Annotated in this window: 8 protein-coding genes; 1 reads left to right on the top strand and 7 read right to left on the bottom strand. The window is 36.3% G+C overall.

Going from position 1 to position 17,757, the window contains the following annotated elements; translation table 11 throughout:
- Positions 1–199: 199 nt before the first annotated feature.
- Positions 200–4,099, bottom strand: coding sequence for an ATP-dependent RNA helicase HrpA (gene hrpA, locus RI844_RS03355; protein ID WP_348397060.1), 3,900 nt, complete (start codon positions 4,097–4,099; stop codon positions 200–202).
- 176 nt (positions 4,100–4,275) lie between these two features.
- Positions 4,276–4,704, bottom strand: coding sequence for a CBS domain-containing protein (locus RI844_RS03350; protein ID WP_348397059.1), 429 nt, complete (start codon positions 4,702–4,704; stop codon positions 4,276–4,278).
- Positions 4,705–5,300: 596 nt separating this feature from the next.
- Here RI844_RS03350 and RI844_RS03345 point away from each other — a divergent pair.
- Positions 5,301–5,660: a DUF3718 domain-containing protein gene (locus RI844_RS03345; RefSeq protein ID WP_348397058.1), complete on the top strand. Its 360-nt coding sequence runs from the start codon at positions 5,301–5,303 to the stop codon at positions 5,658–5,660.
- A 64-nt stretch (positions 5,661–5,724) separates the two neighbouring features.
- Here RI844_RS03345 and RI844_RS03340 read toward each other — a convergent pair whose 3' ends face one another.
- The 5 genes from RI844_RS03340 to recC all read right to left on the bottom strand — a co-directional run bounded on the left by RI844_RS03340 (position 5,725) and on the right by recC (position 17,745).
- Positions 5,725–7,962 carry a FlgO family outer membrane protein gene (locus RI844_RS03340; protein WP_348397057.1) on the bottom strand — a complete coding sequence of 746 codons (2,238 nt, stop codon included), beginning with the start codon at positions 7,960–7,962 and terminating at the stop codon, positions 5,725–5,727.
- A gap of 224 nt (positions 7,963–8,186) precedes the next feature.
- The gene (locus tag RI844_RS03335) at positions 8,187–8,702 is read right to left on the bottom strand and encodes a DUF3087 family protein (protein ID WP_348397056.1); all 516 of its coding nucleotides are present in this window, start codon (positions 8,700–8,702) and stop codon (positions 8,187–8,189) included.
- A 17-nt stretch (positions 8,703–8,719) separates the two neighbouring features.
- On the bottom strand, positions 8,720–10,642 hold the full coding sequence (recD, locus tag RI844_RS03330) for an exodeoxyribonuclease V subunit alpha (RefSeq protein WP_348397055.1): 1,923 nt from the start codon (positions 10,640–10,642) through the stop codon (positions 8,720–8,722).
- Positions 10,632–14,276 carry an exodeoxyribonuclease V subunit beta gene (recB, locus tag RI844_RS03325; RefSeq protein ID WP_348397054.1) on the bottom strand — a complete coding sequence of 1,215 codons (3,645 nt, stop codon included), beginning with the start codon at positions 14,274–14,276 and terminating at the stop codon, positions 10,632–10,634. Before recB ends, recD begins: the two co-directional genes overlap by 11 nt.
- A complete protein-coding gene (recC, locus tag RI844_RS03320; protein ID WP_348397053.1) occupies positions 14,269–17,745 on the bottom strand; it encodes an exodeoxyribonuclease V subunit gamma in 3,477 nt (1,158 codons plus the stop codon). The genes recB and recC overlap by 8 nt, the downstream gene beginning before the upstream one ends.
- Between the last annotated feature and the right edge of the window lie 12 nt (positions 17,746–17,757).

The following is a 17,757-nucleotide window of genomic DNA, read 5'->3' as shown; positions in this document are numbered from 1 at the left end:
CGACAACATATTTTATACGAGTTAATTAAATATTTGTTTTTATTATATTAATAAAATTAACTATCCACTTATTAAGAACCTTAGTTGTACAAAGGTCTTAAAAAGTACAAAAATAAACACCCCTCTTTTATAGGGAGTTGTTGTCCTTATGTCAATTTTATCTGCAATATTTTTAACATTTAGAGGCAAACGTTAACAGTTAAAACTCAGCGACTTTATTTTTTATCCTTTTTAACGATATTGGAAATGAAGTCCCCAAATTTTGCGCAAACACAGAAACTCTGAACTCTTCAATCATCCATTTAATCGTTAAGATTTCTCTATCAATTGGTTGGTTTTTCGGTTGTTGTGATAGCAGTGTGCTATAAAGCTCTTCCGCTTTATGAATTTCTATCATTTTCAACCTGTCTTGGTTAGGATCTATTGGCAGTTTCTCCATTCTGCGCAGGATACCTTTCAAATAACGAGCAATATTATCAAGTTTATCTACACCGCTGTTGCTGACAAAACCTTTAAACACTAATTTTTCTAGCTGTTGTTTAATATCACCATGCGCCTGGATAATGTCTAAACCGATACTGCCTTTCATTTTTTTAGCTATGTCATGCCTTAGCGTTAAAATTTGTTCAAGCTTGATGGCGCTGGCTAGAACGTTATCTGCAATATCAGCTCTTACCAAATCTCGAGCTTGATTAAAACCCGCTTGCTCATAGGGTAAGTCGCCACTGGCTTTGATTATTTGATGTGCACAAGCCTCTATACAGTCGTTCAATAAATCTGAAATCTTTCCAAACGGATTGAAATACAGTCCCAGCTTAGCTTTATTGGGCAGCTTTGCTTCAAGATATTTTATTGGCGAAGGAATATTAAGCAGAACCAAACGGGTTAATCCTTTTAGCATTGCTTGCTCGGCCAAACTTTTATGTTCAAATAACTCAATTGCTACATTTTTCTGTTTATCGACTAACGCAGGAAACGCCTGAATCACTAAACTAGCGACTTTTTTCTCATAAGCTTTCGGTATTTCATCAAAATCCCATTCTTTGATATTTTCACGTTCTATGCCCTTTTCAGCTACGGATTTAATCGACTCTTTAACCTTACCCTGTAATTGCTCTTTTAAAAGGGATAAATTGCGTCCTTGTTTTAATAACTTACCTTTATTGGTCAATATTTTAAAATTCATTTTTAGATGATCAGTTAAACTATTAAAATCCCAACTATCTTCCGCGATACGTACACCGGTCATTCTTAATAATTGCTTTTCAATTGCCGCAATTAAACCACCATTGTTTGGCGATATTGTTTCAAAACAGGCATTGGCATAGTTAGGAGCAGGTACAAAATTTTTGCGTTGTTGCTTTGGCAAAGAGCGGATCAAGGCAGTAATTAACTCTAATCTCAGCGCAGGAATTAACCATTCAAAGCCGTTATCTTCGATTTGATTCAGCACGCCAACTGGAATATTGACACTAATACCGTCATCGTCAGCGCCAGGTTCAAAATTATAACTAAGGGCTAAACTGATGTTACCCTGCTGCCAAAAAACAGGGTAATCTTTAGCACTTAAAGATTGGCTTTGTTGCTTCAGTAATTGTTGTTTCGAAAAACTTAATAGTTCGGGTTGTTTAGTTTTGTTTTTTTTCCACCAGCTAAGGAAGCTTATTTGGCCAACAATATGCTCTGGAAGGCGCTCTAAATAAAAATCGACTAATTCTTCTTCTTCCACTAAAAAATCTTTACGACGCGCCTTATCTTCAAGATCTTCAATTGATGCGACCAATTTATTATTTTGTTGCAGAAATTTTTCATTAATATTGCAATCGCCATGAACTAACGCTTCTCTAATAAAGATTTTTCGACAAGTCTCCGGCTCTATCTGACTAAACGCGATTTTACGTTTGGGAATAATCACTAAACCATATAAGCTTACCTGTTCAAACGCTTGAACTTCACCGCGTTTTTTCTCCCAGTGTGGCTCTGAGTAACTGCGTTTAAGTAAATGTGCCGCTAACGACTCTAACCAGCTAGGCTCAATTTTTGCGCACATCCGGGCAAATAACCGGCTTGTCTCAACTAATTCTGTAGCCATTATCCACTTCGGCGTTTTCTTAGCTAGGCCTGAACCAGGAAAAATATAAAACTTGCTGCCACGAGCGCCTTTATATTCTCGGTTTTCATCCAGATTACCAACATGGCTCAATAAACCAGATAAAATCGCTTGATGCAAAATTTCATGTTTGGATTCATCTTCAGGATCAAAGTGAGGCCACGACCATTTATTCTCATTAAATGTTTGTTTTAATTGCGAAATAATATCTTGCCATTCACGAATACGTAAATATGACAGAAATTCTTTTTTACACAGCTGTCTAAATTGGTTATTGGAAAGCTCTTGTTGTTTTAGTCTTATGTAATTAAATAAATTGAGTAAACTAATATAATCAGACTCTTTATTTTTAAAACGGCTATGGGCTTGATCTGCTGCCTGCTGCTTTTCCATCGGTCGTTCACGTGGGTCTTGAATGCTTAATGCAGCAACTATAATGGCTACTTGTTGAGCGCAGCCCAATTCCTTAGCGCTGAGTAGCATTTTAGCCAGACGTGGATCAATAGGAAATCGAGATAAACTCCTACCGGTTTCAGTGAGTAATGGTTTTGCTGATTTAGCTGATTTTATCGCAGCTATCTCTTCTAATAAGCGCATACCGTCATTGATATTTCGACTATCAGGTGCTTGTAGGAATGGAAATTGGCTAATGTCGCCAAGACCCAACGCCAGCATTTGCAATATTACAGTTGCTAAGTTGGTTCGTAAAATTTCAGGATCGGTAAACTCCGCTCGAGATAAAAAATCTTCCTCTGAATACAGACGAATACAAACACCTGCGGCAACACGTCCACAGCGACCAGAGCGTTGATTAGCACTGGCTTGTGATATCGGTTCAATAGGCAAACGTTGAACCTTAGTGCGATAACTGTATCGAGAGATACGAGCAGTTCCAGGGTCAATAACATATCGAATGCCCGGTACTGTTAAAGATGTTTCTGCAACATTTGTTGCCAATACAATGTTGCGTCCACGATGCGGGGCAAATATCCTATTTTGCTCCGCAACGGTTAACCTCGAAAACAATGGCAGTATTTGTGTGTCTCTTAAATTCTCTTTTTCTAATGCCGCGGCTACATCTCGAATTTCACGTTCACCATTTAAAAACACTAAGATATCGCCCATCGGCAAATCATCTAATTGTTTAACAGCATTAATAATTCCGTTTACATAGTCCCCTTCCTGTTCATCTAAAGGGCTGTAATGAATATCTACCGGATATGTTCTTCCTGATACTTCAATAATCGGCGCATTATTAAAATGTTTCGAAAACTTCATCGGGTCGATAGTTGCAGAAGTAATAATTATTTTTAAGTCAGGGCGCTTAGGTAAAATCTGCTTCAAGTACCCCAGAATAAAGTCGATATTTAAACTGCGCTCATGTGCTTCATCAATAATGATGGTGTCATATTGCCTTAACAATCTGTCACGTTGCATTTCAGCCAGCAAAATGCCATCGGTCATAAGCTTTACATAAGTGTTGCTTGACACTTGATCAGTAAATCTAACTTTATAACCAACCTGCTCCCCTAATTTCGACTGCATTTCTTCGGCAATTCTATTAGCAACCGTCCTTGCGGCGATACGCCTAGGTTGTGTATGCCCGATAAAACCTTCTATACCCCGGCCAAGCTCTAAACATATTTTAGGTATTTGAGTTGTTTTACCTGAGCCCGTTTCACCAGCAATAATCACAACTTGATTTTCTTTTATCGCTTGCGCAATTTTATCTACACTTTGCGATACAGGAAGTTGTTCAGGGTATGAAATCTTTGGAATAGATTTTAATAAATGTATTTTACTATTGATCGATTGATTTATTGCCTCTTCAATAGTTGCAAGTGCATTTAATTTTTTTTTCTCATTATTGATATTTTTCAAGCCATGAAGGCGCTTTTTAAGTATGCCTCTATCGCAATTACGCGTATTAGTTAATTGTTGAAATAAAGAGTCTAATAGTGGTTTAAAATCAGGTAATTGCTCGGACAAAATGTACTCATAAAATGCTATGTAAGAAACAGAGACAATATTAACAGAATTTCAAAATGAAAAAAGCAACGAAAACGTTGCTTTTTTCATTCAAAGAAGAATTAACTTCGAATTGTCATGGAGTGCCCAAATTCTGTTAAAATAGATTTAATGGCAAAAATCTTGTAACAAAACGATTAACCCGTTTTAGTAGTTACATGAAATGCTGACCTAATATGCGAATCTAATGCAGCCAATACATCATTACGACATATGGTTCCTAACAAATTCCCATCATCATCTGTTACAGGATAAACTTTCGGTTTAGCTTGCATCATAGTTTGTGCAACTTCAACGATACTATCGTAAGGCTTCATGGTAAGAACATCCTTACGCATTAGTTGGTCAACAGAACTTACATGTTCATTATAATACCCGGTTTCCAGCATTTTACCGAGAATATCTGATTCAGATAAGAAACCGACTAAATTACCGGTAGGGTCAACAACAGGCCCACCAAGCTCATGAGTTTTGGTGATCATCTCACTTGCCTGCTCTATCGCCATATCTGGTGTAAAAGTAACAGGATGAGAGTTTAAATAATCTCTTACTTGTAATGATTGCATCCGCATTCCCCATTCTCTTTATTTTAAAAAATCACATTAATACATACAATATTTTCTTATTAGCATAAAAGTCAACAATGCTTAACTTTAGAGTAGCTTATTTTTTCTAAATACCTAATTTTATGAAACAAAATATTCATTTTTTTTAATTAAAAAAAGTTAAAAACAAAAACTCAGTTATTTGTATTTACTTTGCCGTTTACCTTGTCAAATAATATTTCAGAAAAAGCAAATATTTATTCACCAACAAAATACATATTTTGTAACATTTAAGTAAATAATACTCTTTTATATAATATTTTCATGTTTTTGAATCTTTTTACACACACCCCACACAACTAAGCACATAAGCTGTTGATAAGTAATATTTCTTATAGATATAAAGTAGATATTCATCATATTTTCATCAGGTTTTTAATGCTAAATAGTCCTTTAATTAATAGGTCAACGCAGACAATTATTAATTAATGCAGTTTTATTTAAAGGATTAACCAAAAATGAATAATCAACGTAAAAATATAAAGCTGTAAATTTAATTCAAAGAAAGCGGAAGTTACAACCTATTTAAGAAATACAAAGTGAAAGGAAAACAAATTATGAACACTACTAAACTAACATTAACCACTACCAGTGCTTTAATTATTGCGTCTTCATTATTACTAACTAATGGAGTTCAAGCAGCGGGAATGTCAAACTATATGGAAAATGCGTTAATAGATGTCTGTAAAGCAGCAAAATCTAACAACACCATACGCTTTCATAATACTGTTGATGGATATCGTTTAAAAACCAAAACAGTAGCTCTTAAAGTTGTATGTAATGGTGAAAATATTTCTGAATTTGCAGCTAATCATGGGGCAAACAAAACAGCAGATCGTTTAAACAACGCTTTAGGTGATGTGAGTATTGAAGATGTTGCTTTAAATGAATCTGACAAACTTTATGTGAACTTTTAACCTATAAAAGCTATGCAATAGTAGCAACAAAAGCTCTCATATAGTTTGAAAACAAACTCCTCTACTAATTCGTTGTTAGTTGGGGAGTTTTTTTATTTTTGTCAGCAAGCTTGCTCCTTTGGCTTGTTAATGAATTGTTTAGGTATAACATCCATTGAGAGTAGTTATTATGTTTTTCTAGTGAATTAAGAGCAGGATGTGGACCACCATAACGCCAATCATACCAATGCAGCCACCCATCGTTTATAGCTCTAGAAAAAGCATTCGCAGCTTCTTCAGGTTGATTGATTGACAATAATAAGATGACATCTGCAATTCCATAACCTAAATGTCCCATACGATTAGAGTTACTAAATTGCTTTAGTAACGATGTAGCTAAGTCAACGGCAAGTTTCTCCTCACCTGTTATTGACAAGAGCCAGATATAATCGACTTTCTCAGTGATCAATAGGTTAGCTTGTATCGCATTAATATTTTCAGTTATTGCAGTGAAACTTTTTTTATATTGCTGTTTGGCTTCATTATATTTCCCTTGTAACATCAAATTTCTGCCGTAATGAAATTTGCCACCAATAGCTTTGCTTTTGTCAGCTAATATGCAACTTTCTGTACCTTGCTTAAATTCCTGCTTTAATGTGAAAATACTACAATCAAGTTGATAGGACAAAAGAGGATATCCGGAAACATCAATTTCTTGATAATACTGAATACTACGCACAGGTATTTGTAAATAATAATAACTCGCGGCCAGATGTTCCTTCAATAGCCCTTTATATTGATCAAGGTCTATTTTATTTAAAAATTTAATTGCTTGGTCAAACAAGCCATTACCGTTATATAGCTTTACCAGTAACTGAATTAGGCCTAAATCACTAGGATGCTTTTTAAGAAATGATTCAACCATTGATATTGCTTGCAAATTATTATTTTGTGAACTTAATAATTTTGCTTGTTGAACGACTGCCAATGAAAAGTCGGGTTCTATTGCCAAAGCATTTGAAAATAAGGTCATTGCTTGTTCATCGCGATTTGATATTCGATAAAAGCTACCTAAAATAGTCAATACCTCAACATTCTCTGGTTCTAATAGCCGGTTTTTTTCAATTAATTCGATAGCTTCCTTAACATCTATTTCATTTGTTTCTTTAAGAAACAAAGCTTTAACCAGCCAGTATACCCCTTTTTTATATTTTGCTTTTTCAGCCTGTTCTATAAGGCTTTTTACTATAGGAAGACGTTGTGGGTTGGTGTTATCACCATTAACTCTTAAATAAGACAATGCCAGTTCCATCAGTATTTGCTTTTCATTAGGGTAAGAAACGTTCGCGTTTTGTAGAATCTCTATTGATAAATCAAAATTGTTCAATTCATCAACAAACCGCAACTCTCTAGCTTGATGAATGAGAATTGCTGCTTGTAAATTTTTCAGTGATAATCGTTTTAAATTCAGCTTATCTTTGTATGCAACACTAATAAAGTAATCAATGGTTTTACTAATATTGTTAACAAGTTGATGCCATGCTTTTTTATCTCCGGCGAAAGATTGGCTCCACAAAACACCTCCCGAACTTCCATCAATAAAATGTAAGCTCACATGATAGTCACTGTTTATTTCTTTTACTCCACCACTTATTATAAATTCAACATCGTTCTCTATGTCGGTTAATGAACCGGTATCCATGCTCACTTTAGTAGACTCTGAATTACTCAATGTGGTGATTAACTGTTCAGATAGAACTCTGGCAACCATTTCGCTAGAAGGTAAGTTATCTAGAGCAACAAACTTGTCTACTTTTAAATGTATTTGTTTGTTTTTACTTGTTTGATCAGTTACAAAACTTTCAGTCAAAACCGCGATTATTATTAAAATTGCGATCCCTGCTATTATCATTGCCCATATTGGGCTGATAAACTTATTTATGCTAGGTTCAAATCCTTTAACTTCATTGTTAATTTCAAAGGGGGGCAAGGCATGGGCTTCTATTTGATTTGAATACTCTAAAACGTAACCATGTTTGGGTATAGTTTTAATAAAACGATGAACTTTTCCTGTGTCATCTAACTTCTTACGCAATACAGAGATTGCTCGGGTGATCACTTCGTCAGAAGCGAATTTTGATTGCCATACCTTTTCGGTTAATTCTTCTCTGGAGATAACACGGTTAGCGTTATTTATAAGATATACTAAAACCTCCATTATTTTGGGCTCTAAATGGATAAGGTCATCGTTGCGTTTAATGGTAGACTTTTCTGGATAAATCAGCCATTCATCCAAAACAAATTCTTTTTCCGATCCTTGCACATACTATCCTTAGTATTTATTACAAATAATAAACCGCAGGAATAAAGATTTAATTCGCTAAATACTCGGTACTAATCAATTCAAAATTTATTCAAGGAAAAATACAAACCTTGCAATAATTCTAGTGTTTACCTGAGGTTTTACCAAGTTTTAAGAGAAAAAATCTACGAAAGAATACGTAAGTAAACGTTGTAGTAACTAACTATAAATTCAAGCCATTGTTATTAAACATTTTTTATAAGTTGCGGGGAATAATCGTCACTATTTATCGTTAAATGGTGAGCTTGAATAAACTCAAGCAGAGTGTTCTCTTCTCTAGTTAAAGAAGATAGAGTGATGGTGTTGTCATCGAGTAAATATAATTGCCGGCAAGCTTTATAATAAAAGCTGAGAATAATTAACGCATTAATATCATTATCAGTAAACGCTTGAGTTTTAACCGTTTTTAACTTTCGGTAAATAAAATTTATTTGTTGTTTTAATTGCCAAACATACAGCACTTCAGTCATGAAGGAGTGTGTTTTATATTTATTTATGATGCTTAAAGAAGTAACTAAAGCTAAAATAACTCCGGAAAAATTAAACCAAAAGTTATCACTATTTGCACTTTCACTGGCGAATAACGCAATAAAGGTTTGGCCAAAAACAAGAGCTAAGATCAAAAACAATACAATGAATGCTACGATTATTTTGTTGAGGTGTTGTCGGTAACGCTTTTTATCTATATCTTTGAGTTGCAAAATATTTTCTTCCAATATTATTCATCAGTCATAAACGACATAAGTCGTTTGGTTAAACCAGAGGCACGGCTTACTTTTTGAGTAACACCAGCAAGCCAAACTTGTTTATTACAGAATATTTGCAGGTGTTTTTTCGCACGCGTAATTCCGGTATAAATCAATTCCCGAGATAATAAACGATCAGCACCTGATTCGGGAAGAATTAATGCAACATTTTCAAACTCAGAGCCTTGAGTTTTATGAATTGTCATAGCAAACACTGTTTCAAAACTCGGTAACCGAGAAATCGATATAGCCCTATAGTTCTCCCCTTCAGCAAAATATGCCATTAATCGCCCACTGTTATCTTTAAATATCAAACCAATATCACCATTAAATAAATTAACCCCGTAGTGGTTTTGGCTGATCATTATAGGTTTACCGTGATAGTGCTGTTGTTTTGATACAATGCAGTTTAGCTTTATCAAATGCTGCTCAACAATTAAATTTATGTTCTCCAGGCCTGCTTCACCTACACGTGTTGGCACTAAAATTCTGAAGCGGTCTAAAATTGAGAATGCTTGTTCAATAGTGGTAGCAGTATAAATTGGCGAGTAAAACTGCTCAGTTAAACGTTTAATATTCTCCAGTAAAGGCTTGTCTCCAATGAAGTCGAGTTCGTTATCGCTTTGTTCAGTCAGTAATTGCCAAGAGTCACTGGATTTGGATGTGATAACCAACTTAGCTATTTTACCAATTCCCCCATCGCCACTGAAGCGACGACTCAATGTTAAGTAAGTTAAATAATCCATCGAAGGGCATTTATTAAAGCTTGGCAACTGTTGCTTTGTCACCTGTTCGATAAAGCTTTTATTATTAGAGCTGTACTGAGTATTAGGCCAAGGTGCTAAATCAGCAAGTACGCTGCCAGTTGCAACAGAAGGAAGTTGATCGGCATCACCTAATAATATTACTTTGCAGTCTAGAGGCAGTGCCCTAAATACGCGAACCATCATAGGTAAATCAACCATTGAAACTTCATCAATCAACAACACATCTATACTTAATTGATTCTGTTGATGATGACGAAAATTAGGACTATTTTTAATAACCCCGAGTAAACGATGGATGGTTGAGGCGGTAGTCGGTATTTTCGCTAAAATTGCCTCATCTATGGCTTGTTGCTGTTTAAATGAATTTACAGCACTTATTATCGACTCCGACAGTCGCTGTGCAGCTTTCCCCGTAGGTGCAACCATTTCAATTCGAATCTCTTCATTTTGCAACAGCAAACCGGCTAATAATTTCGTAACCGTATAAGTTTTACCAGTACCAGGTCCGCCGGCAATAATAGAGAATGTTTTATTTAACGCATTAGCAACACTGGTTAGTTGCCAATCTACGGCATTGCTAGTTGATGGAAATAGCGATTGTATAATTTGCTCTATTTGACTGTTATCTACATTTATGGATTGTAAGAACTTTTTTTCAATAAAACTTGCCAGCTCTTTTTCAAAGTACCAATAACGGCGTAAATATAATTGCTGGTGTTCTAAAACTACAAGTTGGTTTGCACAATCGGCATCCATAATTGCAACATCATTTAGAGTAGCAAGCATAGTAGTCAAATCAGGAAAGTTAAAGCCGGGCTTTTCATCTACCACAAGAGCCTGATAGTCCTTGCTTTCAACAGATTCATTTTTAACTTGCCACAGCGACTTGTTGCTTAGTCCTCTAAGCTCTAAACAACTATGCCCGTCCCTTTGACTGACACTCAACGCCAAAAACAGGTGAAACAGTAAGCTTGTTTTAACTGTACTGTGCTCAATTAAACTACATGCTAAGTAATAATCAATAGCTTGCAGACCATCTAAATTTTGTTCTGCTTGATAAAACGTCTGATAAGGAGGGTAATTTTTATCTGAGCTATTATCTATGCTTTTGGCTAAATTAGGCATCATTGTACTCCTTGGCATCGTTTACAACTGAAATCGATTTACCAGAGAAGAGTTGATCAAGTTGCTGTATTAACTTTGTTGATAAACTATTAAAGAACACTCCTGAGAAATTTTCGTCTGTAGTGTTCATACCGCGTAAATATAGATAATAAACACCACCAAAGTGTTCATCTATCGAATAATTGCTGATTCGCCGTTTTAAGTATCGATGCAAGGCTAAAGAATAAATTAAAAACTGTAGATCATAAAAGTTTTCAATAACATGCAAAGTGAGTTTGTCAGGATAATAATCGCTAAACTTATCGCCTAAGTGGCTCGATTTATAATCACAAACGTAATATTTATCATCTTTACTAAAAATTAAATCAATAAACCCGTGCATCATGCCTTTTAATTGTCCATATGCGGGTAACTCAGTATTAACTTGTGAAAGTTGATTATCAGTTAAGCCCATAGATTTTCGAAACTGAGTTAATAATGTTTTCAAACAATGCAAGTCGACACTTTCCATAGGAAAATAAAACTCAGCTTCTCTCAAGGTTTGCTCAAGAGGTAGCTGAGCAAGGCTATGCTGTTGCACATTCAGTGAAGATTTCAAACAATCCTCTAACCAGTCATAAACATCACTCTGGGTAAAGCCTGGAGGTAACTCGCCAAAATTGATTAAATTGTAACTTGCATCTTTATGCCAATTTGGCTGGTCAAAATCAATCCGTTCAAATATATCATGAAGTAAATTTCCCGTTTTTGCGCCTTTTTGAAAAGCAAAGCGAATTAAATCTTTCTTTAAAAAAGCCGCCGTTGTTAATTCTTCGCCTAGATCTCTATCTGGTTCATTTCTTCCCGTATGTCGCATGTTTCTAGTCAGTGCCGAGAAGGAACTTAGCCACCAATCACGTTCAATTCGACCTTGAAATCCTGCTGGCTCAAATTCTAAACTCTTACTTTGCTCAACTAAAGGCTCTCCAGCAAAAGCTGAGCCCAACTCTGTGCTGATGCCAATAGCACCAGCAGCAGAATTTATCAGTGAGTTAACCCCGTTAGAAAAATCTTGCCCTGGTGTTAATTGCAATGCGTTACCAAGAGGCGATTTTTCGTAGCCTTGAAATTTTGTACAAGCCAAGTAGCAACGATGCTTCGCTCTTGTAACAGCAACGTAAAGCAAACGTACGTCTTCAGCATAACCTTCAGCAGCCATACACTGCCTAGCCCTGGCATCATCACCTAAATGAACATTTAAACTGCCTTCATCTTGATGAAAACGTAATACTTCTTTAAATGCAGACCCAAACTTAACCGGATCTTTATGGCGTGTTGCAAAAGGCACAAATACAATTGGGTACTCGAGCCCTTTTGAGCCATGCTGTGTGACTATTTGGATCAGGTCAGCATCACTTTCTAACCTAAGCTCTGCTTCATTTTGTGAAGGGTTTTGACATTGCTCAGTTAAATAAGCCAAAAGCTCTTGCGGTTGTTTTAATCGCTGGCTGGCAGTTTGTAGCAATTCAAACAAATGAATAATGTTGGTGAGTTGCCGTTCATTATCTTGCTGACTACCTGGATAGTAATCATGCAAAATCTTGAGCGCCATGGCCATAAAACCGCGTTTAAACCAAATTGCTTTTAATTGGTTAAATTCGCTGCGAACTTTTTCCCAAACAAACTCATCATTTTGGATTTCATAAAGTTTAGTTGGTGAATAAGAAAAATATGGGCCCGACAAGGCAACCACAAATGCACGATCATCTTCATGATTGATAATGGCATTTAACACAGCAACAAATTGTTGGGCAATATCACTTAAAAACAGATTTGCCCGTTGTGATTTATACACGCAGGCAATATTTAGCGCATTCAGCGCTTGTTTTATGTCGTTCGCTTCACCGCCATCTCTGACTAAAATTGCTATATCTGCAGCTTTTACTTGCATGGAGTTATTTGCAGTGGATAATTTTGCGTCAGTTAATAAACGACCCACCTCACCCGCAACCCACTGAGCCATATATGCTCGAAACTCAGTTTTAATATAGCCGCGATATTCGAACTCTTCACCAGCTGGAAAATCAACAAACTGCAGGGCTTTATAATTTGCATGGTCAATCAACTGTTCTTTATCGGCAATAATAGACGGTTTTACCGGCTGATATTTGATATCAAATCCGAAAACATCCTTTGCCTTACTTTCTAAACTACTGCCATAAAATAAATGATTGTAGCCCGCAATCATATCCGATGATGAACGCCAGTTGGTATCCATTACCCATTGTTGTTCAACCAATTTTCCTGCGTTTAAATAGGTAAAAATATCACCACCACGAAAACCATATATAGCTTGTTTGGGGTCGCCAATTAGATACAAAGCTGAACGTTTACCTGGTTCAACTTCAAATGCAGTATCGGTAAAATAAAGCTGTTTTAAAATAGCGAATTGTTTTGGATCAGTATCTTGAAACTCATCAACCAGCGCGACCGGATATTGCTCGTTCAACGCTTTAGTTAATGGTTTTACCTCAAGGGTATGTTCTTTTTCAAGTGCAAATGCAAGTTGAGAGATCAAGTCATCAAAGTTAAGTAGGTTAAGTTGTCGTTTACTTATTACAACCTTGTTTTTAATGGCTTTTATCGCATTAACCACAACACAGTAAGAGTTAGATTTTAGTAACGCGGCACTAAAACCTTTAATAGATTTACTAACCTGACCCGTTGTCTTGAATGCAATTTTCAATTGTTCTTTAAAAGAAGATTTAGCAAAGCGATTCGCTGCTATAAATTTAAAATCTGGGGCACTAGCAAGCAGAGTTTCAATATTTGAATTGGCTAATTGTAGCTCTTTTAAAAATTGTAATAATTGCTCAAATTCGGTAATTCTGCTTTCTCTTGCTTTCGCCTTTTTGCTATCTATTAACGCTTCATAAATTATAGCTTCATGACAAAGTAATTCACTTTCAGCAACTTTAGCTAACATCTGTAACGAATAAATTAAACTGTGCTTATCGTTAATATTTGGTAGGTCTTCATCGTAGAGTAACCCTTTAAAGCTTGATAAAAACGCATCAGGGCTTGGCCAATGTTCAACAAGCATTTCATAATCAGCTAATGTTTTATCCTGAGCTAAAATTCGATAATGATCTTGGCACGCTTGCAGTACTATATCGCTGTCGTCAGCTTCCATTTGGGCATTAAAATTCATTCCTGAAGCAAATGCTTGCTGTGATAAAACCCGCTTACAAAAACCATGTATGGTGAATATAGCGGCTTCATCGAGATTAATTAGTGCATTTTTAATTATGATCTGAACATCTTCAAATGAGACTGTCCTGGCAAGTTCAACAAAATATGGTTCGGGCTTGGTTTCGGTATACTTTTGCCAATTAACCAAAGCATCACGCAAAAATTCATCTATTCTGCCACGAATTTCTTCGGTAGCGGCTTTAGTGAACGTCATAACTAATATGTTTTCTACACTTAGCTTGCGTTCTAACAACATGCGTAAATATATGCGGGTGATATTAAATGTCTTACCTGTACCAGCACTTGCCTCAATTAAATGACAGCCTGATAACGGCAGTTTTTCAGCTAGTAAAGGCAGGGCTACATGCTTAACAGTATGTTGTTGATTAGATTTAGTGTTACTCATCTATAGCCTCTGTTTTTGAGGTTGAGGTTAAATCAGTCACCATATCTTGTTCAGTGATAGACAGGTTTAAATATAAGTTTCGGTAAATGTCAGAAAAACCTTGGCTAAATTCGTCTAAGTTCGGACACTCTGGCCAAAAGTACTGAAGGTATGGATCGCTTTCTAAGCCTGAAACATTAAAACCGTCATACCAAAGCTTGCTTAGCTCTGCTTGATTAAAGTCGCTTTCAATAAATTTACCGCCGCCTTTACCACTTTTCCAATAAAGTTTATCGGCTATCGCATTGTTTAGTAATAGCGGTCTGCTAATGGCTAACTGATAATAATGCAAGATTTGAGCAATATGACACTGAGCACCTTCAATAAAATCAAAGCTCACTAGCTGTAATTTATTATCTTTTTCATTAAGGTAGTAACCCTGTGTGCATACTTTTTTGTCACCAGAGCTTAGCGCGCAAAGTAATAAATGATTTAAATATAGTAGGCTCAGATCTTTTGCTTTCACTCTTGCTGGACGATAACTAAAACTTATAAAAGAATCTGACGTTTCGTAGAGAGTAATATCACCGCTGACTTGCCAGGGGGGTGGCTGCTCAACGCCATTTTCTTCAAGTAAAGTAAGGGACGGAGTTATATACATACTTTGATTTATATTTGAAAGCAGATCTTCGAAGCAGTCTTGTCTATTTAGACATTCTTGTATCTTAGCCGTTACCGTTTTTGCAAAGGAATGCATAGTGAGTTGCCATGCTGATAGTTGTTGCTCAAATATAGGGTTATCGGGAAAATTACCAGACAATAAAGCTTGCTGATATAGTGTTGATTGCTTATTACTGCTTTGTTCAATGATATTTTCAACTAATACATCTTGTTGAAATAAGTACTTATCTAAATGATTGAAGGTAAATGGCTCAGAGTCGTCAAGTCCTTGCTCATTGCGATTAAAATATAATTTTAACCGTTGTTCAGCGAAAGTTTGTGCTGGATTAGCCAAAAATTTGTTAATTTGCGTTAAGTTTATTTCAAAAGTATGTTCTTCTGGTGCGGCAAGTACATGCTCTGCATGTGTGGTATTGGTAAGCGATTCATTAACCTTTGCCAGATCCAGCCATTTTTGATCAAAACTTTTATAACTATTGTTGTGACTAAAATTATCTAAACTAAACACCTGTAGTGGTAGCTGCCTGATTTGGCACGACTTTTCTTGTTGATCAGTTTTAAACGTCCACCCATAACCAACACTTAAATAATCCATTAATTCACGTAAAACAATCGAAGGCTGGCGATCGTTATTGTTTTTAATATCCTTACCTTGATAACTTAGATAGAGATTGTCTCGTGCAGAGATAAGAGCCTCTAGAAACAAGTAACGATCATCACCACGGCGAGAGCGATCGCCAGGCTGCACTTTCGTCATCGACATTAAATCAAAACCTAATGGTTGGCGTTGCCGTGGAAACTCCCCGTCGTTAAGACCAAGTACCGCGATTACTTTAAAGGGGATCGAACGCATTGGCAGCATAGAGCAAAACGTTATTTGCCCTATCATAAACTGTCGACCAGGATCTGGTTGGCTAAAATGATGATTTAAATATTCTCTGACTACAGCCAACTCAATCGCATCAGTATAATCAGCTTCTTTACAATACAATGCGAAAGATGAAACCGCCTGTTTAATAATAAGTAAGCCATTGTCACTTTCTTCATCTAAAAATAAGCGCTCAATGAAACTTTCCAGAGATTGTTGCCACTGCGGTGCAGTTTTCGCACTATTTAAACTAATACTCATCTGTTTAAGTTGCTCACACAACAGCAATAGTTTGCCTAATACAATGGCGTTATTTCCTTCGACCCAAGGTAAAACCATATCATCGCTAAATAAGCTGGTACTGTCGCCAAAAGCAAGCCCCTTTAACAATCGTTCTAGCCCTTGCTGCCAAGTATATTGCGGCGACGCATCATTGGTGCCTAATAGTTCACCTTTATGCTTAGCATCAAGTCCCCAATGCACATTTGCTTTATCTAACCAGTCGCTGATTAACTCAATATCATGCTCACTTAAAGCAAAACGCATTTGTAATGGCAGTAAGCGCAAATAAGATAATATCTGGTTTACCCCAAACCGACTGTCTGGAAGACAAAGTAATTCACTAAATGCTGCAACTAAAGGCTCTGAATCTTTAGATACCCTATCAGCGATGGAACATGGTAAAGGTGGCACGGATTCACCGACATCTTCCCAACCGCGCACAAATACAGAATCAATATATGGTGCATATTGTTCTATTTGCGGGCACATAACTAACACATCTTTAGGTGTTAAATTATTATCATCATTAAATAGATGCAACAGGTAATCATGTAGACCTTGAACTTCACGCAGCGCACTATGCGCAGAAGTAATGGTTATACTGTCATCAATTACTTTAATCGGGATTTCGCGTTTATCAGTTAAGGTTAAAATATCTTTTTGTAACTGTAGTAAAACCGATGGCTTATGAAGAGAGTCTGTTTCATCAGATAAATTTGAATGTCCGAAAAGCTCATCATATAACGGGATCTCTATGTTTTCGCCACTATGCAGTAATGATAAAAACTCTCGACCTTGTTGCCCTAAATTAGCTAATAATGGATTAGCACTATCATTGTGTAATGCATCTTCTGGCCATTTTTCTATTTGGCTTAAATAGGCTTGTTTAGCTTTGGTTTTATCCGTTTGAATATCTCCCCAATATTCATAACAAGGGTTTAAATGATAGAAGTGAACTTCAATAACGGTTGCTAATGAATTTAGAAAATCTACCCACATTGGTGCTAATGCATTTACACCAAAGATTGAAATTCTTTGTGGTAACAAATGTTTATAGTCAGGCAAATTAGATTTTGCTGTTGTTATCAAAGTTTCAGGGTTATAAGGACTTTGTTTATTTAGTAAATACCACAAATACCCCTGCCATTGCTCTTGTTCGCTAGCATTACTTTCAAAACTCGTTACTGATTCACCTTTTGCCCAGGTATCAATCCATTTAGGTCGATAAATCAAATATTGTTCAAATAAATCAGCAGTTTGAACCGCTAGTTGAAAACGTTTTAAGGTATCCGGCTTATTATTGCTTTGCCAATACTGGTTTGCTTGCTGACAGTCATCATTATTTAGCACTGCATCACTTTGTAAAAGTGCATCTATTCGCCAGGCAAGTACTTCGCGAGAATATGGCGACTGATCAGGAACTTCATCACCCGATAAAATACGTAACTGTTGCCACAAAAATTGAGCTGGCAACACAAAGCTGGCGTTCATACTAATACCCGACAACTGCGCTTGTTGCATATTTAACCAATGCTGCATGCCAGGGTTTTGTACGAGTACGACTTCTTTAGCTAAAACAGGTAGGGTGGAAACCTTCTGCACTTCATCAAACAAAGTAAGTAAGTCTTCCATGCGGTTTGCTGGGTAAATATTGATCAATTAACTGTCCGA

This window comes from Thalassotalea fonticola (genome assembly GCF_032911225.1).
Lineage (GTDB): Bacteria > Pseudomonadota > Gammaproteobacteria > Enterobacterales > Alteromonadaceae > Thalassotalea_A > Thalassotalea_A fonticola.
This window is presented reverse-complemented; position numbering and strand designations above follow the sequence as displayed.

Bases quoted from the DNA above. Each gene is read 5' to 3' on its own strand.
- recD (WP_348397055.1), bottom strand. From the start codon at position 10,642: ATGATGCCTAATTTAGCCAAAAGCATAGATAATAGCTCAGATAAAAAT.
- RI844_RS03350 (WP_348397059.1), bottom strand. From the start codon at position 4,704: ATGCAATCATTACAAGTAAGAGATTATTTAAACTCTCATCCTGTTACT.
- recB (WP_348397054.1), bottom strand. From the start codon at position 14,276: ATGAGTAACACTAAATCTAATCAACAACATACTGTTAAGCATGTAGCC.
- RI844_RS03345 (WP_348397058.1), top strand. From the start codon at position 5,301: ATGAACACTACTAAACTAACATTAACCACTACCAGTGCTTTAATTATT.